The sequence below is a fragment of the Streptomyces sp. NPDC053755 genome (assembly GCF_040677675.1).
In the GTDB taxonomy this organism is placed as follows: domain Bacteria; phylum Actinomycetota; class Actinomycetes; order Streptomycetales; family Streptomycetaceae; genus Streptomyces.
This window is the reverse complement of sequence record NZ_JBFASK010000028.1, coordinates 1-20,484: the sequence shown is the minus strand read 5'-3', so window position 1 is coordinate 20,484 and position 20,484 is coordinate 1. Positions and strand designations below refer to the sequence as shown.

Genomic DNA, 20,484 nt, shown 5'->3' with positions numbered 1-20,484 from the left:
CATGACCGACGTACTCACCGACAGCACGAACACGACCGACCTCTACCCGACCCGCGGCGCCGCCGAGGTCCTCACGCCCCGGCGTGACCCGGTGGTGTGGGGACGGGGCGGCCCCGGCCTGGAGTCGTACGAGCGGGACGGCTTCCTCGCCCAGCCGGACCTGCTGACCGACGACGAGGTGGCGGTCTACAAGGGCGAGCTCGACCGGCTGATCGCCGACCCGGCCGTCCGCGAGGACGAGCGCTCGATCGTGGAGCCGAAGTCCGGGTCCGTCCGGTCGGTCTTCGAGGTCCACCGGATCAGCGAGGTCTTCGCGCGGCTCGTGCGGGACGAGCGCGTGGTGGGCCGGGCCCGTGAGATCCTCGGCTCGGACGTGTACGTCCACCAGTCGCGGATCAACGTGAAGCCGGGCTTCGGCGCTTCCGGGTTCTACTGGCACTCGGACTTCGAGACCTGGCACGCCGAGGACGGGCTGCCGAGGATGCGGACCGTGTCGGTGTCGATCGCGCTGACCGAGAACCACGACACCAACGGCGGCCTGATGATCATGCCGGGCTCGCACCGGACGTTCCTCGGCTGCGAGGGCGCCACCCCGAAGGACAACTACAAGCGTTCGCTCCAGATGCAGGACGCGGGGACGCCGTCCGACGAGGCGCTGACCCGCATGGCGGACGCGCACGGCATCCGGCTGTTCACCGGCCGCGCGGGCTCGGCGACGTGGTTCGACTGCAACGCCATGCACGGCTCGGGCGACAACATCACGCCGTATCCGCGCAGCAACGTCTTCATCGTCTTCAACAGCGTGGAGAACACGGCCGGCGAGCCGTTCGCCGCGCCGGTGCGACGACCGGAGTTCATCGGCGCGAGGGACTTCACGCCCGTACGGTGACGGGCGCGGGCCCCGGGTGACGACCGCGGACGCCCCCGGACATCAGGCATGGCCTGGCGTCCGGGGGCGTCCGCGCGTCCGGCCCCGCCGGCGGTCAGCCGCCGATGACCTCCAGGGCGCGGTCCACGTCCGCCGAGCCGTTGTAGAGGTGGAAGGAGACGCGCAGGTTGCCCGCGCGGGCGGACGTCAGCACGCCGGCCTCGCTCAGTGCGGCCTGCCGTTCGCCGAGGCCGGGGACGGCGACGATGCCGGATTCGTCCGGCACGGGCGTGTGCCCGAGAGCGGTGAGCCCGTCCCGGAAGCGGGCACCGAGCGCCTTGTTGTGCGCCTCGATCCGCTCGATGCCGACCTCCTCGAGCAGCGCCAGCGAACGGGCGGCGCCGTGGTACGAGAGAAAGGCCGCCGGCTCGTCGAACCGCCGGGCGGAGCGGGCCAGTTCACGGACCGGACCGTAGCTGTTGGCCCACAGCTCCTCGCCGGTGACCCAGCCGGCGTGGATCGGCAGCAGCGAGTCCTGCGCCTCCTCCGTGACGGTGAGGAAGGACGCCCCGCGCGGGCAGAGCAGGTACTTGTACCCGCCCGCCACGGTGTAGTCCCAGTCCCCCGCCCGCAACGGCAGCCAGCCGGCCGACTGGGTGGCGTCCAGCAGGGTGCGGGCGCCGTGGGCGGCGGCCGCCGCCCGGATCGCCGCCGTGTCGGCCGTGCGGCCGTCCGCCGACTGCACGCAGGAGAAGGCGACGAGCGTGGTCTCCGGCCGGACGGACTCCGCGAGCCGCTCCAGGGGCACGAACCGCGTCTTGAGGTCGCCTCGGACGGTGAACGGGGTGATCAGGGAGCTGAAGTCGCCCTCGGGAAAGAGGATCTCCGCGCCGGCCGGCATCGACTGGGCGATCATGCCGATGTGGACGGAGACCGAGCTGCCCACGGCGACCCGGTCCGGCCCGACGGCGGCCAGGCGGGCGAAGGCGGCCCGGGCCTCGTCGACGACGTCGAAGCTCCCGGCGCCGTCGGGGCGCCCGGCCGCGGTCTCCTCGGCGAGTACGGTGATCGCCTCGATGGTCCGCCGGGGCAGCAGCGCGCAGGCGGAGGTGTTGAGGTAGGTCTGCTTCGGCGCGAACTCGGCTCCGCCGAGAGGGTCCAGGGTTTCCATGGGACCAGCCTGGATTCCCCCCGACCTCACGTCAATGACGAGAGATCGGAGGGAAAACCCAAGCGTCGCTTATACGTCACACTCTCCGTCGACGTCACAGGCGGCGCCGTCGGCGGCGGGGCCGCCGGCCGGCTGCGGCACCCGGCCGTCCCACGCCTGCTCCAGGGCCCGGGTGAAGACCTCCGCGGGCTGTCCGCCGGAGATGCCGTAGCGGCGGTCGAGGACGAAGAACGGCACGCCGTTCGCGCCGAGTTCGGCCGCTTCCCGCTCGTCCGCCCGCACCTCGTCGGCGTACGCGCTCGCGTCGGCGAGGACCGCGCGCGCCTCGGTCCCGTCCAGACCGGCCTCCACGGCGAGCGCCACCAGGGTCTCGGCGTCGAAGACGGACCGCTCCTCGCCGAAGTTGGCGCGATAGGCGAGGTCGAGCAGCTCGTCCTGCCGGCCGCGGACCTTGGCCAGGTGCAGCAGCCGGTGGATGTCGAAGGTGCTGCCGTGGTCGCGGCCCTCGGTGCGGTAGGCGAGGCCCTCGGAGTGCGCGGTGGAGGCGACGTGGGCCTCCATGGCGCGGGCCTCCTCCAGGGTGCGGCCGTACTTCGCGGCGAGCATGTCGATCACCGGCGCCGTGTCGCCCTGGGACCGGTTCGGGTCGAGCTCGAAGGAGCGGTGCACCACCTCGACGTCGTCCCGGTGGGCGAAGGCCGCCAGCCCCTTCTCGAAGCGGGCCTTGCCGATGTAGCACCAGGGGCAGGCGATGTCGCTCCAGATCTCGACGCGCATGTTCTTGCTTCTCTCCGGGGTGGCGGGTGGTGTCGTGGGATGTTCCCAGGTCGGAACGTTCCCGTCCGCCGGATTCATTCCGGCCGGAACGGCCCGGCGCGCACGGGCGGACCGTGCGCGCCGGGCCCCGCCGGGACCTCAGCGGCGCGGCAGCCCCAGTGGGTTGCCGTCGCGCAGCTCCGGCGGCAGCAGGTGCTGGGGGGTCGACTGGTAGGTGACCGGGCGGAGCCAGCGTTCGATCGCGGTGGCGCCGACCGAGGTGGAGGTGGAGGTGGTGGCCGGGTACGGGCCGCCGTGGTGCTGGGCGCCCGCCACCGCCACGCCCGTCGGCCAGCCGTTGACGAGGACGCGTCCGGCCAGCGGCGTGAGCTCGTCGAGCAGGCCGGGGGCCTCCGGGTCGTCGTCGGTCGCCATCTGCAGGGTCGCCGTGAGGTTGCCGGGAAGCCGGGAGAGGATCTCGCTGATCTCCTCGCGGGAGGAGTAGCGGGCGACCACGGTGACCGGGCCGAAGCACTCCTCCAGGAGCAGCTCGTGCCCGCCCTTCAGCAGGGTCCCGGCCTCGACCGTCAGGACGCCCGCGCTGACGGTGTGCTCGCCGCCGGCGCCGGGGGTGAGGGGCGCGGCCACCCCGGGGAGCCCGGCCCGCTCCCGGACACCGTCGACGAAGGCGCTGCGCATCCGGTGGTCGAGCATCACGCCGGGCTCGGTCTCGCTGACGGCGGCCGTGAGCGCTTGGATGATCGCGTCGCCGGCCTCGCCCGCGGGAGCCAGGACGAAGCCGGGCTTGGTGCAGAACTGGCCGGCGCCCAGGGTCATGGAGCCGGCGAGGCCCGCTCCGAGCTCCTCGGCCCGCTGTCGGGCCGCCGCGTCGGTGATCACGACGGGGTTGAGCGAGCCGAGTTCGCCGTGGAAGGGGATGGGCACGGGGCGGGCCGCCGCCGCGTCGAAGAGCGCCCGCCCGCCCCGTACGGAACCGGTGAAGCCGGCCGCGGCGACCAGGGGGTGGCGGACCAGCTCCACTCCGGCGTCGAAGCCGTGCACCAGGACGACGACGTCCTCCGGCAGCCCGACCGCGGTCGCGGCGCGGCGCAGCAGGGAGGCGCAGAGCTCGGAGGTGGCCGGGTGGTCGGGATGGGCCTTGACCACGACGGGGCAGCCGGCCGCGAGCGCGCTCGCGGTGTCGCCGCCGGGGACGGAGAAGGCCAGCGGGAAGTTGCTGGCGGCGTAGACGGCGACGACGCCGAGCGGGATCTTCCACCGCCGCAGGTCGGGGGTGGGCGGGGTGGTCGTCGGATCGGGCAGGTCGATCCGCACGTCGAGGAAGGCGCCCTCGTCGACCACGGCCGCGAAGGACCGCAACTGCGCGGTGGTGCGCGCGAGTTCGCCGGTCAGCCGGACCGGCCCGAGGGCGGTCTCGGCGTCGGCGGCCTCGATGACGTGGGCGGCCGCCTCGTCGAGGAGGTCCGCGGCGGTGCGGAGCAGGGCGGCCCGCGCCGTACGGTCGGCGAGCGCGTCCCGCACCGCGTGCGCGGCCCGTACCGCCTGGTCGACCTCCGCCGCTGTGGCCTCCACCGCAACCTCTTCGCGCGGCTTCCCCGTCCGGGGGTCCACACTCCACACTGATTCAGCCGCCACCGACACGCCCCTCTTCACGACCTGTTCGCTATTCTGAACACGGTTCCTGTAGATGAATGGGACTCTATTGACGGGCGGGCCGTCTCCACAAGAGGCGGCGGCGAGAGGGGCGAGGGTGATGTCGACGGCCGACACCGGTGGGTCACAGGTCAAGTCAGCTGTACGGACGGTGGAACTGCTCGAGTATTTCGCCGGGCAGCCCGGGATGCACTCCCTCGCCGCCGTCCAGGAGGCGGTCGGCTACCCCAAGTCCAGCCTCTACATGCTGCTGCGCACCCTGGTCGAGCTCGGCTGGGTGGAGACCGACTCCACGGGGACGCGGTACGGCATCGGCGTCCGGGCCCTGCTGGTCGGCACGTCGTACATCGACGGCGACGAGGTGGTGGCCGCCGCCCGGCCCACCCTGGACCGGCTCTCCGACGACACCACCGAGACCATCCACCTGGCGCGGCTCGACGGGACCAACGTCGTCTACCTGGCGACCCGTCAGTCCCAGCACTATCTGCGGCCGTTCACCCGCGTCGGCCGTCGGCTCCCGGCCCACTCGACCTCGCTGGGCAAGGCACTGCTGGCCACCCACAGCGACGAGCAGGTGCGCAAGATGCTGCCGGAGACGCTGCCGGCGCTGACCGAACACACCCTCACCGACCGCGAGAGGCTGATCGAGGAGCTGCACCTCATCCGCGAGCAGGGATACGCGGTGGACCGCGAGGAGAACACCCTCGGACTGCGCTGCTTCGGCATCGCGATCCCGTACCGGACACCCGCGCGGGACGCGATCAGCTGCTCGGTTCCGGTGGCGCGGCTCACCCCGGGACACGAGCAGATGATCAAGGACGCGCTGTTCGACGCCCGCGACCGGCTGACGCTGGCGACCCGCAGGCTCTGACCGGGGCCGCCCCGGGCCTGCCTTCCGGGCCGGCGGTGCGGGTCGGGCCCGGCGCCCCGTGGGCCGCGGCTCGGCGACGCGGAGAGGTGCGGTGCGGTGCGGTGCGGGCCGCGGCTCGGCTGCCCGTCACCGCTCGGCGAGCGCCTTCCGCCACACCGGGCTGTCGACGTAGTGGTTGTCGAAGCGCTCGGAGGACTCCCTGATCTCCTCGAAACCCGCCTCCCCCCGCATCACCCGGCCGAGCAGCCGTAGATAGTCGAAGCGGGCCATGCCCGGGGTGAAGACGAACAGCACGTCGGCCTCGGCGCCCGGCGCCGCCGCGAAGGCGTGCGGGGTGTGCGGCGGCACGAGGAGGAAGTCACCCCGCTCCAGGACGCTCAGCTCCTCGCCGACCAGGACCTGGAGCGAGCCGCCGAGCACGTAGAACATCTCCGAGGCCTTGGTGTGGAAGTGTGCCGGGGCACCGACGGCCCCCTTCGCGAAGGACGAGCGGTAGCTGGTGAGCAAGCCGCCGGTGGTGTCGGAGTCGGCGAGGAGGGTCATCACGCTGCTCGGGTCGGCCGTGGTCTCGGCGTCGGCGGCGCGGGTCAGGAGCGGGGCGAAGGGCTTCGGCGTGGTGATCTCGTTCATGAAGATCACCCTAGGTCTCCGACTGACCCGGCGGGAGGTGCATTCCATGGCCGAAAAGGCCGGTCAATCGCCGGTTCCGAGAGCCCGGCGGCCGGCGCTTCCCAGCGCGGCGGAGGCGGTTCACCCCGGGGAAGGCGGCGGGAGCGGGCCCCTCACCACGGTGACGACCCGCCTCGGGGGCGCCCCGAGGGGGCGGGGAGTCCGTCCGGACGGGCACATGAAGGTTGGCTGAGAAACCGGACACATCCGGAACGCCCCCCACCCGTTCGTTCGTCCCGCATATGGGATGAACAAGACGATCAGGCGCGCCTCGGTCTTCGCGCTGCTCCTGGTGCTCGCCCTGCTGGGCCGGGCGACCTGGATACAGGCGTACGAAGGCAAGGCCCTCGCGGACGACAAGAGCAACCGGCGGAACATCATGGCGCAGTACGCGCAGCCGCTCGGCAACATCATCGTGGCCGGATCCCCGGTCACCGGTTCGAAGAAGACGGAGGGCACCGACCTCGCGTACAAGCGGGACTACACCGACGGAGAGCTGTACGCGGCCGTGACCGGCTACAGCTCGCAGGCGTACGGCTCCACCCAGCTGGAGGGCATCTACTCCGACGTCCTGGACGGTACGGACACCCGTCTGAAGAATCCGCTGGATGCCCTCACCGGCACGGCGCAGGAGCCCGGTGACGTCCTGACCACGATCGACCCGGCCGTGCAGAAGGCCGGCTACGAGGCGCTCGGCGACAACAAGGGCGCCGCCGTCGCCATCGACCCGGAGACAGGCCGGATCCTGGGCCTGGTGTCCACGCCCTCGTACGACCCATCCAAGATCGCCGGCCTCACCGACGGCTCCGACTGGCGGGAGCTGACCACCGACGAGGACAAGCCGCTGGTCAACCGTGCCCTGCGGCAGCCGCTTCCGCCCGGATCCACGTTCAAGCTGGTCGTGGCCGCGGCCGCGCTGGAGGAGGGGCTGTACGGCTCGGTGGACACGGCGACCGAGAGCCCCGACCCGTACACGCTCCCCGACACCCGGACGGTCCTGAAGAACGAGAACACGTCCGCGCCGTGCGAGAACGCGACCATCCGCACCGCGCTGCGGTACTCCTGCAACAACGTCTTCGCCAAGCTGGCCGTCGACCTCGGCCAGGACAAGGTGAAGGCGACGGCGGAGAGGTTCGGGTTCGGCGACGCCGAGCAGGACGTGCCCGTGCGGGCCTACCCGAGTGTGTATCCGACCGGGATGGACGAGGCGCAGACGGCGTTGACCGGCATCGGCCAGTTCGACGTGACGGCCACCCCGCTGCAGATGGCCATGGTGTCCGCGGCGATCTCCAACGACGGGCTCATGGCGTCGCCGCACATGGTCTCCGAGGTCGTCGACTCCGACGGGGACGCCCTGGAGTCCTTCGAGGACGGGAAGACCGAGCGGATCGTCTCCTCGTCGACGGCGGAGCAGCTGCGCAGCGCGATGGTGACCGTGGTGGAGAAGGGCACGGGCACCAACGCGGCGATCGCCGGCGCGGAGGTGGGCGGCAAGACGGGCACCGCCCAGCACGGCGAGAACAACAGCAAGACGCCGTACGCCTGGTTCACGTCCTTCGCGAAGGACGCGGACACCGGCAAGGAGGTCGCGGTCGCCGTCCTGATCGAGGATTCGGGCGCGGCGCGCTCGGAGGTCAGCGGCAACGGGCTGGCGGCTCCGGTGGCGCAGAAGATGATGAAGGCGGCGCTGAAGTGACCCCGCGGGCCGCTCAGCCCAGCGGTCTGGCCATGAAGAGGGCGGTCTCGCCCTCGGACGCGGTGCCGGTGTAGAGCGTGGTGTCCAGACCGCAGAGCCGGAACCCCATGCGCCGGTAGGCGCGGACGGCCGGGACGTTGACGCTGGTGACCTCCAGCCAGGCGGTACGGGCCCCCTGCTCGCGGCCGTACGCCAGGGCGCGGCGCATCAGCTCGCCGCCGATGCCGCAGCCGCGGTGGGCGGGGTCGACGGTGATCCGCCGGACGACGAGGCGGCGGTTCCACCGCTCGACGGCGACGGCGACGCAGCCGCGGACGGTCCCGTCGGCGTCGACGGCCACGATCTCGTGCGCCTCGTCCGCCTCATCCGCCGCGCCGTCGCCGGGCTGCCCGTCCTCCGGGTCCTCCGGGAAGACCTTGGTCAGCGGCGGGTCGACGGCGACCATGCGCAGGCCGAAACCGACGTCTCCGGCGGCGACTTCGTAGACGTGCTCCGTCGTGAACGAGTCGTCGAGCGCGGCCACGGCCGATTGGTCCCCGGGGGTCGCGACACGATATGCAAGGTCACTCATGACCCGAGCATAGATTCGATCCCGCGGAGGACACCGCCGTGCCCATGCGCCTGCCCCGTTCCCTGTCCGGCTGGACCATGGCCGTCTTCGGGCTGCTCGCCGCGGCCCTGGGGGTGGTGGGTCTCGTCTCCCCGGACGCCCTGCTCACGCTCATGGGCTTCGCGCCCGTACCCGGCGGGGAACGCGCGGACGGGGACCACACCCTGGTCTTCATGACCGCCTCCTCCATGGCGGCGCTGAACATGGGCGTCTACTACGTCCTGGCCGCCCTCGCCGACTGGAAGGCCTTCTTCCGCTGGACGGTCCCGTTCCGGCTCCTCACCTGCGCCGTCTTCACCCTGGCGGTGCTGGCGGGCCGCGCTCCGGCGGGCTTCCTCGGCGTCGGCCTGTGGGAGGGCCTGGGCGCCGTGGTGACGGGAGCGGCGCTGCGCCACGAGAACCGCGGCCGCGAGAAGGCGGTGGCCTGACCGCTCCGGACACGGCCCGGGCCTCCGTCCGACGCGCCCCGGGCACCTCGGGGCCGGGGCGCGGGCGGAGGGACGGACGACGGCCTCCGCCGGGCCGGTGACGGGGCGCCTCGGCGGACGCGATGCCCCGGCCCTTGGTGACGCGGACGGGGACGTGCCTCTCAGGCGAGGGCCCGCAGGGCCTCCCGTACCACCGCGAGGTCCGCGTCCGAGGCCAGCCCCGCGTGGTAGAGGCGGAGTTCGGTGGCCCCGGCGTCCGACGCGCGCTTCGCGTCGTCGGTCAGGGTGCCCGGGGAGCCTCCCATGCCCCTGACGACCGGGAAGTTGGCCGCGAGGACGGTCCCCGGGGCCGCGTGCGCGGCGAAGCCCGCGACCGAGGCGGCCGGGGTGACGACGCCGTCCGCGAGGGCGAGGACGTGGGCCGGGTCGGTGCCGACGTTGGCTCCGCAGCGGTGCGGGAGCGGGTCGGCGTGGAGCAGGACGCGGAAGCCGGGCGGGGCGGCCGCCCGGACGGCGTCCACCGCGGCCTCCTGGAAGGCGCGGGCGGTCCGGGTGCGCCACGACAGGGCGGCGTCGGCGTCGGCGGGGTCGAGCCGCCCGGCGGACCCCCCGGCCCACACCGGCTCCAGGGCCGCCCGTACGGCGGCCGCGAGCGCGTCGGGGTCCGCGCCCTCCTCCCCGTACCCCTGTCTGCACGACGCGCAGAAGCAGAGGGACATGAGGTACTGCTCCGCGTCGCCCAGGGGCACGCCCGCCGTCTTGTCGTGGGCGTGGAGGTGGGCCAGTCCGTACCAGCCGCAGGACTCCAGCTCGGTGCCGGCCGCTCCGGGCCGCACCGCCGCCTCGGCCGCCAGGTCGACCAGGAACGCGCGGACCCCGGGCATGCCGACGCACGGCGCCCAGGGGTAGCGGTCGCCGTACGCGTTGACGACCGAGGTCTCCGGACGCTCCGCGCCCAGCCGGGAGTTGTGGGCGAGGACGACCCAGCTGTGGACCTCCAGGCCCGCGTCCGCGAGCGCCTCGGCGGCCTCTCCGTACGCGTCGCCCGGCGCCCACTCCCCCGCCCGGTACGGCCGCGGGTCGCGCCCGGCCCAGCGGGCCGGGTCCGGCGGGTAGAGCACGGCGGCGTGCTCGGCCGTGACGACGCGGTGCGCCGGGTGGCGGGGGGTGAGCGCCCGCGTGGAGTGGTACGCGGAGGCGAGGGTCACCTGCGCGACGCCCAGCTCCGCGAGCAGGCCCGGCGCCGCCGGGTCGCCGACGACGTCCCAGGGGTAGACGAACGTCCCGGCCCTCACGACGCTCCGCCCAGCAGCGCCCGCCCGCGCTCGATGATCGCGGCCAGTTCCTTGAGGTGCTCGGGCGCCGGCTCGCTCAGCGGCGGCCGCACCTCCCCCACGTCCAGACCGCCCATCCGGACCGCGGCCTTGACCAGCGAGACGGCGTAGCCGCGTCCCTGGGCGCGCAGTTCGACGAGCGGCCGGTAGAAGCCGTCGATGAGCCGTTCCACGGTCGCGTCGTCGCCGGACGCGAGGGCGCGATGGAAGGCGAGGGCGATGTCGGGGGCGAAGCAGAAGACGGCGGAGGAGTAGAGCGTGACGCCGATGCCCCGGTAGGCGAGCCCGGTGAGTTCGGCGGTGGGCAGGCCGTTGAAGTAGAGCAGGTCGAGGCCCTCCGCCCGCACGGCGCTGACGATGCGCTGCATGAGGTCGAGGTCGCCCAGGCCGTCCTTGAGGCCGATGACCCCGTCGAGGCGGGCGAGCGCGACGACGGTCTCCGGGGTCAGGATCGCGTTGTCGCGCTGGTAGACGATGACGTCGAGCGAGGTCGCGGCGGCGAGCGCGGAGTAGTGCCGCAGCAGCCCCTCCTGGTCGGCGACCACGAGGTACGGGGGCATGGCGAGGAGCCCGTCGGCGCCCGCCTCCTCGGCGAGGCGGGCGTACTGGATCGCGAGCGCCGTGCCGTAGCCGGCGCCGGCCACGACGGGGACCCGGCCCGCGGTCTCCTCGACCGCGGCGGCGACGCAGGCCCGGAACTCCTCCGGGGTGAGGGCGTGGAACTCGCCGGTGCCGCAGCAGGCGAAGACGGCGGCGGCGCCCGCCTCGACGCCGGCGCGCACATGGGCGCGGAAGAGGTCGAGGTCGACGGCGCCGTCCGGACCGAAGGCGGTGACGGGGAAGAACAGCAGGCCGTCGAGCCGGTCGGCGAGCGGGGCTGAGGTCACGGGCGCTCCCTGGGAAGTCCGTCGTGCACCGTCGTGCACAGTTCTGATTATCGTCCATATTCATGAACAAGCTCACGCTAAGGCAGGCGTCGAGCGCCGGTCAAGGCGCAGACCCTTGGCCACAGGGACGCTTGACGGTCCGCCATGGACTCTTGACGACCCGTGGAGCACTCCTTAGCGTGTCCATGGTTGTGAATGCGATCTATGGACGGAGACTCCGCTACATGTCCACACCCCGCACCGTCCTGCTCACCGGCGCCGCCGGTGGCGTCGGCACCCTGATGCGGGAGCTGCTGCCCGCCCACGGATACACCCTGCGGCCGCTCGACGTCGTGCCCGTCGACGGCGCACCGGACGCGATCGTCGCCGACCTCGCCGACCGCAAGGCGCTGCGGGAGGCCGTCCGGGGCGTGGACGCCGTCGTCCATCTCGCCGGGATCTCCCTGGAGTCCACCTTCGAGAAGGTCATGGCCGCCAACGTGACCGGCCTGCACCACCTCTACGAGGCCGCGCGCGAGGAGGGGGTGCGCCGGATCGTCTTCGCGTCCAGCAACCACGCCGTGGGGTTCACTCCGCGCCCGCGCGGCGACGATCCCCTGGTCCCGGTCGAGACCCCGCACCGGCCGGACACCTTCTACGGCCTGTCCAAGTGCTTCGGCGAGGACATGGCCCAGTTCTACTGGGACACGCACGGCATCGAGACCGTCTCGGTGCGGATCGGCTCGTGCTTCCCCGAGCCGACCTCGGTGCGGATGCTGTCGATGTGGCTGAGCCCGGCGGACTGCGCCCGACTGCTGCACGCGGCCCTCACCGCAGAGAAGGTGGGACACACCGTGGTCTACGGCTCCTCCGCCAACACCCGTCTGTGGTGGGACCTCTCCTCCGCCAGGGCGCTCGGGTACGAACCCCAGGACGACTCCGAACCGTTCGCGGAGCGGATCATCGCCGAGCGGGGCCTGCCGGCCGACGACGATCCGGCGGAGGCGAACCTGGGCGGCCACTTCTGCACCGACCCGCCGCGCTGGCCCTCCTGAGCCGACGCGGACGGCGGGAGGCCACGCGGGCCCGGTCCGACATGCGCGGGAGCGCCGGCCGGGCCCCGGTCACGGCATGCAGGGCGCACCCGGCCCCGGCCCGCCAGGGCCGCCGTCCCGCAGCTCCTCGTGGACCCGGTGGGGCCGGACCTCGCGGACGTACGCCATCGGTGGCATCCGCACGTACGGCCGGGCCGTAGGGAACCCCCACCGGTGAGCCGCACGGATATGCGCATGACGGGCCCGTCCCCGACCGGCAGGATGCCCGTCATGCCCCAGCCTTTCGGATTCGGCTACGAGCGGCGCGCGGACGGCGCGGTGCTCCTCACCCACCGCGGTCGCGCCGCCGGCACCCTGCGCGGCGGCCGGGCCGAGAGGTTCCTGGCGGAGGTGGAGTCGGGCGACGCCCAGATGGTGATGGCCCGCTGGACCGGCGCCTACAAGTTCGGCAACGAACGCGTCGCCCGCGACCATCCGCGTAACCGAAGTGGCCGAAGGGCGGGAAGGTAAGGGAACGGCAAAGCGGTCTCGCTCGTTACCCCTGGCATGACCGCTATGACCCCCGGCTCGAACATTCCTCTCTCCGCCGCGCGCGTGGCGGTGGACGTCGCCGCTCCGGTGCGGCTCGACGTCTCGGGCCTGCTGCTCACTCCCGAGGGCAAGGTGCGCTCGGACGACGACTTCATCTTCTACAACCAGCCGGCCGGCCCGGGCGTGGCATACCGCTCCGGCGGCGGCGCGGCGCCGGACGCGATCGTCGTGGACACCGCAGCGGTACCGGCCGGGATCGAGAAGATCGTGGTCACCGCGAGCCCCGACGCGGCGGGCCAGTCCTTCCAGGGCATCGAACCCACGGCGACGATCCGCAACGCCGACGACGGCAGCGTCCTCGCGACCTTCACCCCGCCGCGGCTCGGCACGGAGACGGCGCTGGTGGTCGTGGAGATCTATCTGCGCAACGGCGCCTGGAAGGCGCGGGCCGTGGGCCAGGGCTACGCTGACGGGCTCGCCGGCATCGCCACCGACTTCGGCGTCTCCGTCGACGAGGAGCCCGCGGCGCCCGCCGCCGCGGCCCCGGCCGCGCCACCGGCCCCGCCGGTCGCCCCGCCCGTGACCGCCCCCGCCGACCCCCGCGTCGCCGCCGCGGCCCCTCCCGCGCCCCCCGCCGCCCCCGGCAAGATCAACCTCGACAAGGGGCGCGTCAGCCTCCAGAAGAACCAGACCGTCTCGCTCGTCAAGGGCGGCCGGCCGCTCCTCTCGCAGGTCAAGATGGGCCTCGGCTGGGAGCCGGCGTACCGCGGCAAGGACATCGACCTCGACGCCTCGGTCATCGCCTACGGCCCTCAGCGCAACCACCTGGACAGCTGCTACTTCGGCAAGCTGTCCATCCTCAACGGCTCGATCAAGCACTCCGGGGACAACCTCACCGGTGAGGGAGCCGGCGACGACGAGGTCATCGTCGTCGACCTCGGCCGCCTCCCGGCCGACGCGACCGGCCTGGTCTTCACGGTGAACTCGTTCTCCGGACAGAAGTTCACCGAGGTCGCCAAGGCGTACTGCCGGCTGATGGACGCGGCGACCGGCGAGGAGCTGGTCCGCTTCGACCTGACCGGCGCCGAGCCGCAGACCGGCGTCATGATGGCCAAGCTCATCAAGCAGTTCTCGGGTGAGTGGGAGATGACGGCGCTGGGCGACTTCGTGAAGTCCCGGACCGTCCGCGGCATGGTGAAACCGGCCGCCCAGGCGCTCTGAACCACGCTCCCGTCCGCGGAGCACCACGAGACGCCGCGCTCCCCCGGGAAACCGACGCGCACCGTCCACGGCGGGCCGTGGACGGTGCGCGCGGCGGTCAGAACAGCGCGCTGTAGGCGTTGAGGGCGGGCTGACCGCCGAGGTGGGCGTAGAGGACGGTCGCGTCACGGCCGATCTCGTCCCGTGTCACCAGGTCGATCAGGCCCGCCATCGACTTCCCTTCGTAGACGGGGTCGGTGATCATCCCCTCCGTACGGGCGGCGAGCCGCATCGCGTCGAGGGTGGCCTCGTCGGGGATGCCGTACACCCCGGCGTGATACCGGTCGTCCAGCTCGACGTCCGCGGCCGTGATCTCCCGCTCGACACCGATCAGGGCGGCGGTGTTCCGGGCGATGCGGGTGATCTGCTCGTGGGTCGCTCCGGGCTTCGCCGAGGCGTCGATGCCGATGATCCGGCGTGCCGGCCCGCCCTCCTCGGCGAGCGCGGCGAAGCCGGCGACCATGCCGGCCTGGGTGGAGCCGGTCACCGAGCAGACGACGACGGTGTCGAAGAAGACCCCCAGCGTCCGCTCCTGCTCGGCCACCTCATAGGCCCAGTGGGCGAAGCCGAGCCCGCCGAGGCGATGGTCGGAGGCGCCGGCCGGGATGGCGTACGGCTTGCCTCCGCGCTCCTCGACCTCCCGCAGGGCCAGCTCCCAGCTCTCCTTGAACCCGATGCCGAACCCGGCCTTCACCAGGCGCACATCGGCGCCCGCGAGGCGGCTGACGAGGATGTTGCCGACCTTGTCGTAGACCGGGTCGGGCCAGTCCACCCAGCTCTCCTGGACCAGCACGCACCTCAGCCCGGCGCGGGCGGCGACGGCGGCGACCTGGCGGGTGTGGTTGGACTGCACCCCGCCGATGGAGACGAGCGTGTCGCAGCCCTGCGCCAAGGCGTCGGCCACGAGGTACTCCAACTTGCGGGTCTTGTTGCCGCCGTAGGCCACACCGGAATTGCAGTCCTCCCGCTTGGCCCAGAGGGTGGCGCCGCCGAGGTGGTCGCCGAGCCGTTCGAGGGGGTGGACCGGGGAAGGACCGAACAGCAGGGGATAGCGGTCGAAGTCGGCGATCGGCATGGCGGCTCCCGGGGTCGTGACGTGCCGTGCGGAACGTGCGGGCGTACGACGTGCTGCGCGTGACGGGACGTGCTGCTGCGGGGCGGGGCAGGTCGCTGCGGGGCGTGTGGGACGGGCGGGGCGCGCGTGACCTTCGCCGGACGGACTACAGGGGCTGGGGTACGCGTCCGCGTACGGCGGTCACGTCCGCGGCGTCGTCGGCGAGTTCCTCCAGGGCGCGCCAGATCTCCGTCGTCACCCTGACGGCCTCGTCCGTGTCCCCCGCCGCGCACGCCGCGATCAGGCGGTCGTGCAGCGCGGCCGAGCCACAGGCCCCGGTGTCGCCGAAGAGGCGGCGCTCGACGCGGCGCAGCAGCGGGGTGTACCGGTCGATGGTGGCGGCGACGGCGTGGTTGCCGCTGGCGCTCACGAGGACCTGGTGCAGCTCGTCGTCGGCACGCAGGGCGGCCTCCACGTCGGCGGAGCGCACGGCGGCGGCGAAGCGCACGTTGGCCTCGCGCATGGCCCGGATGCCTTCGGGCCCGAGCAGCGGCACGCCGGTGCGGGTGGCGAGTTCGTGCATCACCCGCACGACCGCGGCGGCGTCCCGGACGACCCGGCTGACGAGGCGGGTGACCCGGGTGTAGCTCTGGGGCTTGGTCTCCACGAGCCCTTCGTCCGCGAGCCGGGCCAGGGCCTCGCGCACGGGTGCGCGCGAGAGCCCGAGCCGCTCGGCGAGATCGGCGTCCTTGACCACGGAACCGGGCGCGAGGTCCCCGCGCACGATGGCGTCGCGCAGGGCCTCGTACGCCTGGTCACGCAGAAGCGTCCGGCCCACGGGCCGCAGTGCGTCCATGGGCTGACATGTTAGGTGTCAGTCAGCGGGCCTGACCAGGTCGACGGGGCCGCCGCGAACTCCCCGGCGGGGCCGGGGAGGGGCCTCGTCGGCGGCGACCGCCTCGGGGCGGTGGCGAGCGCGCCCGCGGTGCCGGTGAGCGCGAGACCGGCACCCTCGGCGGCGGACCTCCTGGTGGACTCTCTACGGTGGAGGGGCATGGCGTACGTCTCCCCGAGGTCCTCGGACGTCGGGGCACACGGTCCCGTGCGCGTGCGAACGCCGGGCGAACAGAAGGGCCTGCCTCCATGAATTTCCCCGCGTCCGGTCGACGGGTCCTGATCAGCGGTGCGTCGCGAGGCCTCGGCCGTGCGGTGGCCCAGGCCTTCGCCGCCAACGGCGACCGGGTGGCCGTCCACTACGGCTCGCGCGCCGAGGAAGCGCGGGCCACCCTCGACTCGCTCGACGGCACGGGCCACACCCTGGTGGGCGGCGACCTGGCGGAGCCGGCGGGGGCGGCGGGGGTGGCGGACTCGGCGGCGGAGGCGCTGGGCGGGATCGACGTGCTGGTGAACAACGCGGCCGTGAACATCCGGCACCCGCTGCCGGAGACGCCGTACGAGGAGTGGGTGGCACTCTGGCAGCGACACGTCTCGGTGAACCTGCTCGCCACGGCGAACCTGAGTCATCTGGCGGCGCGGCGGATGATCGAGCAGGGCGGTGGCGGACGGATCGTCAACATCGGTTCGCGCGGGGCGTTCCGGGGAGAGCCCGACCACCCGGCGTACGGGGCGACGAAGGCGGCGGTCCACGCCCTGGGCCAGTCGCTCGCGGTCTCCCTCGCCCCGCACGGCATCGGCGTCGCCTCCGTCGCCCCGGGGTTCTTCGCCACCGAACGCGTCGCCCCCCGCCTCACGGGCCCGGAGGGGGCGGCCATCCTGGCACAGAGCCCGTTCCACCGCGTCGCCTCGGCCCACGAGATCGCCGAGGCGGTCCTCTGGCTCGCGTCCCCGGCCGCGGAGTGGTCCTCGGGCACCATCCTCGATCTCAACGGCGCCTCCCACCTGCGCACCTGACCCGCGCGCCGGTAGCGGGCCCGCGCCCGAGCCACGGGCCCCGGCCCTCACCGTCGTCCGGCGCGATGCCCCTGAGCCGGGCCAGGGCCGCCGTCGGGCGCCCGGGGGCGCCGTCAGGTCAGGCGCCCGGGCCCGCTCGCCCCGTCATGCCCCCGCGCGGGACCTCGCCTTGAAGGCGGCCTTGCGGGCCTCCTTCGCCGCGCCCTTGTCCCGGTGGAGGCGGCCCAGCGCCTCCAGGACCTCCGCCGTCGCCGGGTGGTCCACCCGCCAGGCCGCCTCGAAGAAACCGCTGTGACGGCCGGTCAGGCCCTCGGCCAGGTCCTGGAGCTCCTCCAGGTCGCCGTCCGCCTCCAGCTGCGCCGCGATCGTGTCGATCGCCAGCCAGAAGATCATCGACTCGGGCGGCGCCGGGATGTCGGTCGCCCCCCGCTCCGCCAGCCAGACCCTCGCCAGGCCCCCCAGCTCCGCGTCGTCCAGCACCTCGCGGACCGCGGGCTCGGCCCCCTCGCCGACCAGGGACAGGGTCTGCTGGCAGTGCAGGCGCCGCAGCGGCGACCCCGCGTCCGCGCCCCGCGCGGCCGCGAGCAGCTCGCGCGCCGCCGTCAGCGCGTCCCTCCCTGCCAGCCATCCCACCGTCTCGGCGCGCGCCGCCGACAGCGGGTAGTGCGCGATCCCGTCGAGCAGCGCGTCGGCGCCCTTGTCGGCCAGGTCGCCGACCGCCGGCGCGTCCACGCCCGCCTCCAGCATCCGGGCCCTGACGCCGTACCGGCCGAGCGGCGTCAGGCGCACCATGCCGTACCGCGTGACGTCCTCCTCGTCGACCGGCGGGGCCGGCTCCTCGCCCTCCTCCGCCATCAGCGCCTCGTCGACGGGCTGGTACTCGACGAGCCCGATCGGTTCGAGCAGACGGAACTGGTCGTCGAGACGCATCATCGCCTCCGACACCTGCTCCAGGACGTCGTCCGTCGGTTCGCCCATGTCGTCCGGCACGATCATCGACGCGGCGAGCGCGGGCAGCGGTACGGGTCCGTCGCCCGCCCCGGCCTCGCTGACGGTCAGCAGGTACAGGTTGCCGAGCACGCCCTCCAGGAACTCCGCCTCCTCCTCCGGGTTCCAGTCGAGCAGTTCGAAGTCGATCTCGCCGTCCTCGCCGATGACCTCCGCGAGGTCCTCGAGCACCGGCGCGGTGGCGTCGGCGAAGACCACGTCCAGGGCGTCCAGCCAGATGCCGAGGACGTCGAGCGGCGCGCCGCCACCGGTGAGGAGCGCGAGGTTCTCGCCCGCGGTGACCGTACCGACACCCGTCGCCTCGTCGTCCGCCGCGTCGCCGGACCCTTCGTGCGCGCCGTCGTCGGAGCCCTCGTCGCCGGCGGCGTCCCCGTCGTCGGTCTCCACGAGACCGGTGTCCACGGCGACCCGCCAGGCCTCGCTCGCCTCGGCCGCGCCGTTCTCGTCCGCCGCCAGCCCCAGCGCCTCGGCGGCCGCGGGCAGTTGCTCGTCGAGCAGCTCGCCTCCCACGCCGACCCTGGTCTCCGGCCCGGCCCAGCGGGCGAGCCGCACGGCGCGGGCGAGCAGGGGGGCGGCCAGGGCGTCCCGCGCCAGCTCCGCGTCCGAGTGCAGCTGAACGGGCGGCAGGGTGGGGCGGTCCGATGCCATGAAGGGTCTTCTCCTCGAAGCGATGGGGGGTGGGGGCCCGAGTCGGTCAGAGACGGCCTTCAGGGTAGACGCAATCGCGGCGAGGTCATCCGGTTCACGATTCCGTCAGCCTTCGTACACCCGTCGACCCTTGACAAGTGGGGCGCGCAGCCAAGAGATTGACGCGCGTAGATACATCGACCGATCCTCCAAGCACCTCCGGAGCCCCTTGATGCCTTCCTCCATACCGAGATCCGCGGCCGTCGCCGCCGTCGTGTCCGCCGCGCTGGCGGCCGGACTCCTCGCAGGCTCCTCCGCCTCGGCGGAGACGACCCCGGCGCAGACCGCCGCGGGCGTCCGCGTCCACGACATCCAGGGCACGACCCGCATCTCGCCCCTCGTCGGCCGCCAGGTCACCGGTGTCACGGGCATCGTCACCGGCGTGCGCACCTATGGTTCGCGCGGGTTCTGGATCCAGGACCCGCAGGGCGACGACGACCCGGCCACCAGCGAGGGCCTGTTCGTCTTCACCAGCTCCGTCCCCACCGTCGCCGTCGGCGACGCGGTGAGCGTGGCGGGCACCGTCGGCGAGTACGTCCCCGGCGGCCTGAACTCCGGCAACCAGTCGCTCACCCAGATCACCCGGCCGACGGTCACCGTGGTCTCCTCCGGCAACGCCGTCCCGGCCCCCGTGACGATCTCCGGCTTCTCCGTGCCGGACGCGTACGCCCCCGAGGGCGACCCGGCCGCCGCCGGGTCCATCAACGGCCTGACGCTGGCCCCCGAGTCGTACGCCCTGGACTACTACGAGTCCCTGGAGGGCACCAACGTCCGCGTCGGCACCTCGCGGGTGGTCGGCGCCACCGACCCGTACGCCGAGCTGTGGGTGACGGTGAAGCCCTGGGAGAACGACAACCGTCGCGGCGGCGCCGTCTACGGCTCGTACACCGCCCAGAACACCGGCCGGCTCCAGATCCAGTCGCTGACCCCGATCGCCGAGAAGCCCTTCCCGAAGGCGAACGTCGGCGACGTCCTCGCCGGCAGCACCGAGGGCCCCCTGGACTTCAACCAGTTCGGCGGCTACACCCTGACCGCGCGCACCCTGGGCACCGTGGTCGACCGCGGTCTCGAGCGCGAGACGACGGACAAGCAGCACAAGAACGAGCTGGCCGTGGCGACGTACAACGTCGAGAACCTCGACCCGTCCGACCCGCAGGAGAAGTTCGACGCGCTGGCCGCGGCCGTGGTGGACAACCTGGCCTCGCCCGACATCCTCGCCCTGGAGGAGATCCAGGACGACAACGGCGCCAAGAACGACGGCACGGTCGCCGCGGGCCAGACGCTGAAGAAGTTCACGGACGCGATCGTCGCGGCCGGCGGCCCGGCCTACGAGTGGCGCTCCGTGGACCCGGAGAACAACAAGGACGGCGGCGAGCCCGGCGGCAACATCCGTCAGGTCTTCCTCTTCAACCCGGAGCGGGTCTCCTTCACCGACCGGGCGGGCGGCGACGCGACGACGGCGACCGGTGTCGTGCGCGGCGAGCGCGGCCGGGCCGCGCTGACCCTCTCCCCCGGGCGGATCGACCCGGCGAACACGGCCTGGGAGAGCAGCCGCAAGCCGCTGGCGGGTGAGTTCACCTTCCGCGGCCGCACGGTCTTCGTGATCGCCAACCACTTCGGATCGAAGGGCGGCGACGAGGGCCTCACCTCGCACCACCAGCCCCCGAACCGCTCCTCCGAGGCCAAGCGCCTGCTCCAGGCGCAGGCCGTGAACGCCTTCGTCAAGGACGTCCTCGCCGTCGAGAAGCAGGCCGACGTGCTCGTCCTCGGTGACATCAACGACTTCGAGTTCTCCGAGACCACGAAGGCGCTGACGGACGGCGGGGCGCTCTACCCCGCCGTGAAGTCGCTGCCGCGCGGCGAGCGCTACTCGTACGTCTACCAGGGCAACAGCCAGGTCCTCGACCAGATCCTGACCAGCCCGGGGATCCACCACTTCGAGTACGACAGCGTCCACATCAACGCGGAGTTCGCCGACCAGAACAGCGACCACGACCCCCAGGTCCTGCGCTTCCGCCCGTAGCGGCGCGCGGGG

19 protein-coding genes are annotated in these 20,484 nt (G+C 73.2%); 9 read left to right on the top strand and 10 right to left on the bottom strand.

Translation table 11 applies throughout. The features are described 5' to 3' along the window. Position 1 precedes the first annotated feature (1 nt). Positions 2-889 (top strand): ectoine hydroxylase, encoded by an 888-nt coding sequence (gene thpD, locus AB0K65_RS24225; RefSeq protein WP_365719848.1) that lies wholly within the window; start codon positions 2-4, stop codon positions 887-889. A gap of 94 nt (positions 890-983) precedes the next feature. Here the strand turns inward: thpD and AB0K65_RS24220 are convergent, their stop codons facing one another. From AB0K65_RS24220 to AB0K65_RS24210, 3 genes are all read right to left on the bottom strand, one after another. Further along, positions 984-2,039: an aminotransferase class V-fold PLP-dependent enzyme gene (locus AB0K65_RS24220; protein ID WP_365719846.1), complete on the bottom strand. Its 1,056-nt coding sequence runs from the start codon at positions 2,037-2,039 to the stop codon at positions 984-986. A gap of 69 nt (positions 2,040-2,108) precedes the next feature. Continuing rightward, on the bottom strand, positions 2,109-2,816 hold the full coding sequence (locus tag AB0K65_RS24215; protein ID WP_365719844.1) for a DsbA family oxidoreductase: 708 nt from the start codon (positions 2,814-2,816) through the stop codon (positions 2,109-2,111). Between the two features lie 138 nt (positions 2,817-2,954). Further along, entirely contained in the window at positions 2,955-4,451 is a 1,497-nt protein-coding gene (locus AB0K65_RS24210) for an aldehyde dehydrogenase (NADP(+)) (RefSeq protein WP_365719842.1), read from the bottom strand. A 118-nt stretch (positions 4,452-4,569) separates the two neighbouring features. Between AB0K65_RS24210 and AB0K65_RS24205 the strand changes: the two genes are divergently transcribed. Next, positions 4,570-5,340: an IclR family transcriptional regulator gene (locus AB0K65_RS24205; protein WP_365719840.1), complete on the top strand. Its 771-nt coding sequence runs from the start codon at positions 4,570-4,572 to the stop codon at positions 5,338-5,340. Between the two features lie 126 nt (positions 5,341-5,466). Here AB0K65_RS24205 and AB0K65_RS24200 read toward each other — a convergent pair whose 3' ends face one another. Further along, positions 5,467-5,970, bottom strand: coding sequence for a cupin domain-containing protein (locus AB0K65_RS24200; RefSeq protein ID WP_365719838.1), 504 nt, complete (start codon positions 5,968-5,970; stop codon positions 5,467-5,469). 286 nt (positions 5,971-6,256) lie between these two features. Between AB0K65_RS24200 and AB0K65_RS24195 the strand changes: the two genes are divergently transcribed. After that, a complete protein-coding gene (locus AB0K65_RS24195; protein WP_365719836.1) occupies positions 6,257-7,705 on the top strand; it encodes a penicillin-binding transpeptidase domain-containing protein in 1,449 nt (482 codons plus the stop codon). 13 nt (positions 7,706-7,718) lie between these two features. On the opposite strand, the gene AB0K65_RS24190 is transcribed toward AB0K65_RS24195, so the two are convergent. Further along, on the bottom strand, positions 7,719-8,276 hold the full coding sequence (locus AB0K65_RS24190) for a GNAT family N-acetyltransferase (RefSeq protein WP_365719834.1): 558 nt from the start codon (positions 8,274-8,276) through the stop codon (positions 7,719-7,721). Positions 8,277-8,320: 44 nt separating this feature from the next. Between AB0K65_RS24190 and AB0K65_RS24185 the strand changes: the two genes are divergently transcribed. Continuing rightward, entirely contained in the window at positions 8,321-8,743 is a 423-nt protein-coding gene (locus AB0K65_RS24185) for a hypothetical protein (RefSeq protein WP_365719832.1), read from the top strand. A 161-nt stretch (positions 8,744-8,904) separates the two neighbouring features. Here the strand turns inward: AB0K65_RS24185 and AB0K65_RS24180 are convergent, their stop codons facing one another. Both AB0K65_RS24180 and AB0K65_RS24175 read right to left on the bottom strand, forming a co-directional pair. Next, positions 8,905-10,038 (bottom strand): hypothetical protein, encoded by a 1,134-nt coding sequence (locus AB0K65_RS24180; RefSeq protein ID WP_365719830.1) that lies wholly within the window; start codon positions 10,036-10,038, stop codon positions 8,905-8,907. Next, positions 10,035-10,964: a 5-dehydro-4-deoxyglucarate dehydratase gene (locus AB0K65_RS24175; protein WP_365719828.1), complete on the bottom strand. Its 930-nt coding sequence runs from the start codon at positions 10,962-10,964 to the stop codon at positions 10,035-10,037. The genes AB0K65_RS24180 and AB0K65_RS24175 overlap by 4 nt, the downstream gene beginning before the upstream one ends. A gap of 224 nt (positions 10,965-11,188) precedes the next feature. Here AB0K65_RS24175 and AB0K65_RS24170 point away from each other — a divergent pair, with 224 nt between their 5' ends. From AB0K65_RS24170 to AB0K65_RS24160, 3 genes are all read left to right on the top strand, one after another. Next, positions 11,189-11,998, top strand: a complete 810-nt coding sequence (locus tag AB0K65_RS24170; RefSeq protein WP_365719826.1) for an NAD(P)-dependent oxidoreductase — start codon at positions 11,189-11,191, stop codon at positions 11,996-11,998. Between the two features lie 270 nt (positions 11,999-12,268). Next, a complete protein-coding gene (locus AB0K65_RS24165; protein WP_365719824.1) occupies positions 12,269-12,508 on the top strand; it encodes a hypothetical protein in 240 nt (79 codons plus the stop codon). 36 nt (positions 12,509-12,544) lie between these two features. After that, positions 12,545-13,750 carry a TerD family protein gene (locus tag AB0K65_RS24160; protein ID WP_365719822.1) on the top strand — a complete coding sequence of 402 codons (1,206 nt, stop codon included), beginning with the start codon at positions 12,545-12,547 and terminating at the stop codon, positions 13,748-13,750. Between the two features lie 97 nt (positions 13,751-13,847). Here AB0K65_RS24160 and AB0K65_RS24155 read toward each other — a convergent pair whose 3' ends face one another. Together AB0K65_RS24155 and AB0K65_RS24150 are read right to left on the bottom strand one after the other, a co-directional pair. Then, complete coding sequence (locus AB0K65_RS24155) at positions 13,848-14,864, bottom strand: 1-aminocyclopropane-1-carboxylate deaminase (RefSeq protein ID WP_365719820.1); 1,017 nt, start codon at positions 14,862-14,864, stop codon at positions 13,848-13,850. Positions 14,865-15,009: 145 nt separating this feature from the next. Further along, entirely contained in the window at positions 15,010-15,699 is a 690-nt protein-coding gene (locus tag AB0K65_RS24150) for a GntR family transcriptional regulator (RefSeq protein ID WP_365719818.1), read from the bottom strand. A gap of 287 nt (positions 15,700-15,986) precedes the next feature. Between AB0K65_RS24150 and AB0K65_RS24145 the strand changes: the two genes are divergently transcribed. Further along, positions 15,987-16,754 carry an SDR family oxidoreductase gene (locus AB0K65_RS24145; RefSeq protein ID WP_365719816.1) on the top strand — a complete coding sequence of 256 codons (768 nt, stop codon included), beginning with the start codon at positions 15,987-15,989 and terminating at the stop codon, positions 16,752-16,754. 144 nt (positions 16,755-16,898) lie between these two features. On the opposite strand, the gene AB0K65_RS24140 is transcribed toward AB0K65_RS24145, so the two are convergent. Next, on the bottom strand, positions 16,899-18,410 hold the full coding sequence (locus AB0K65_RS24140) for a hypothetical protein (protein ID WP_365719814.1): 1,512 nt from the start codon (positions 18,408-18,410) through the stop codon (positions 16,899-16,901). A gap of 211 nt (positions 18,411-18,621) precedes the next feature. Here AB0K65_RS24140 and AB0K65_RS24135 point away from each other — a divergent pair, with 211 nt between their 5' ends. Then, positions 18,622-20,472: an endonuclease/exonuclease/phosphatase family protein gene (locus tag AB0K65_RS24135; protein WP_365719812.1), complete on the top strand. Its 1,851-nt coding sequence runs from the start codon at positions 18,622-18,624 to the stop codon at positions 20,470-20,472. Positions 20,473-20,484: the final 12 nt, after the last annotated feature.

Bases quoted from the DNA above. Each gene is read 5' to 3' on its own strand.
- thpD (WP_365719848.1), top strand. From the start codon at position 2: ATGACCGACGTACTCACCGACAGCACGAACACGACCGACCTCTACCCG.
- AB0K65_RS24220 (WP_365719846.1), bottom strand. From the start codon at position 2,039: ATGGAAACCCTGGACCCTCTCGGCGGAGCCGAGTTCGCGCCGAAGCAG.
- AB0K65_RS24215 (WP_365719844.1), bottom strand. From the start codon at position 2,816: ATGCGCGTCGAGATCTGGAGCGACATCGCCTGCCCCTGGTGCTACATC.
- AB0K65_RS24205 (WP_365719840.1), top strand. From the start codon at position 4,570: ATGTCGACGGCCGACACCGGTGGGTCACAGGTCAAGTCAGCTGTACGG.
- AB0K65_RS24200 (WP_365719838.1), bottom strand. From the start codon at position 5,970: ATGAACGAGATCACCACGCCGAAGCCCTTCGCCCCGCTCCTGACCCGC.
- AB0K65_RS24195 (WP_365719836.1), top strand. From the start codon at position 6,257: ATGAACAAGACGATCAGGCGCGCCTCGGTCTTCGCGCTGCTCCTGGTG.
- AB0K65_RS24190 (WP_365719834.1), bottom strand. From the start codon at position 8,276: ATGAGTGACCTTGCATATCGTGTCGCGACCCCCGGGGACCAATCGGCC.
- AB0K65_RS24185 (WP_365719832.1), top strand. From the start codon at position 8,321: ATGCGCCTGCCCCGTTCCCTGTCCGGCTGGACCATGGCCGTCTTCGGG.
- AB0K65_RS24170 (WP_365719826.1), top strand. From the start codon at position 11,189: ATGTCCACACCCCGCACCGTCCTGCTCACCGGCGCCGCCGGTGGCGTC.
- AB0K65_RS24165 (WP_365719824.1), top strand. From the start codon at position 12,269: ATGCCCCAGCCTTTCGGATTCGGCTACGAGCGGCGCGCGGACGGCGCG.
- AB0K65_RS24160 (WP_365719822.1), top strand. From the start codon at position 12,545: ATGACCGCTATGACCCCCGGCTCGAACATTCCTCTCTCCGCCGCGCGC.
- AB0K65_RS24155 (WP_365719820.1), bottom strand. From the start codon at position 14,864: ATGCCGATCGCCGACTTCGACCGCTATCCCCTGCTGTTCGGTCCTTCC.
- AB0K65_RS24150 (WP_365719818.1), bottom strand. From the start codon at position 15,699: ATGGACGCACTGCGGCCCGTGGGCCGGACGCTTCTGCGTGACCAGGCG.
- AB0K65_RS24145 (WP_365719816.1), top strand. From the start codon at position 15,987: ATGAATTTCCCCGCGTCCGGTCGACGGGTCCTGATCAGCGGTGCGTCG.
- AB0K65_RS24140 (WP_365719814.1), bottom strand. From the start codon at position 18,410: ATGGCATCGGACCGCCCCACCCTGCCGCCCGTTCAGCTGCACTCGGAC.
- AB0K65_RS24135 (WP_365719812.1), top strand. From the start codon at position 18,622: ATGCCTTCCTCCATACCGAGATCCGCGGCCGTCGCCGCCGTCGTGTCC.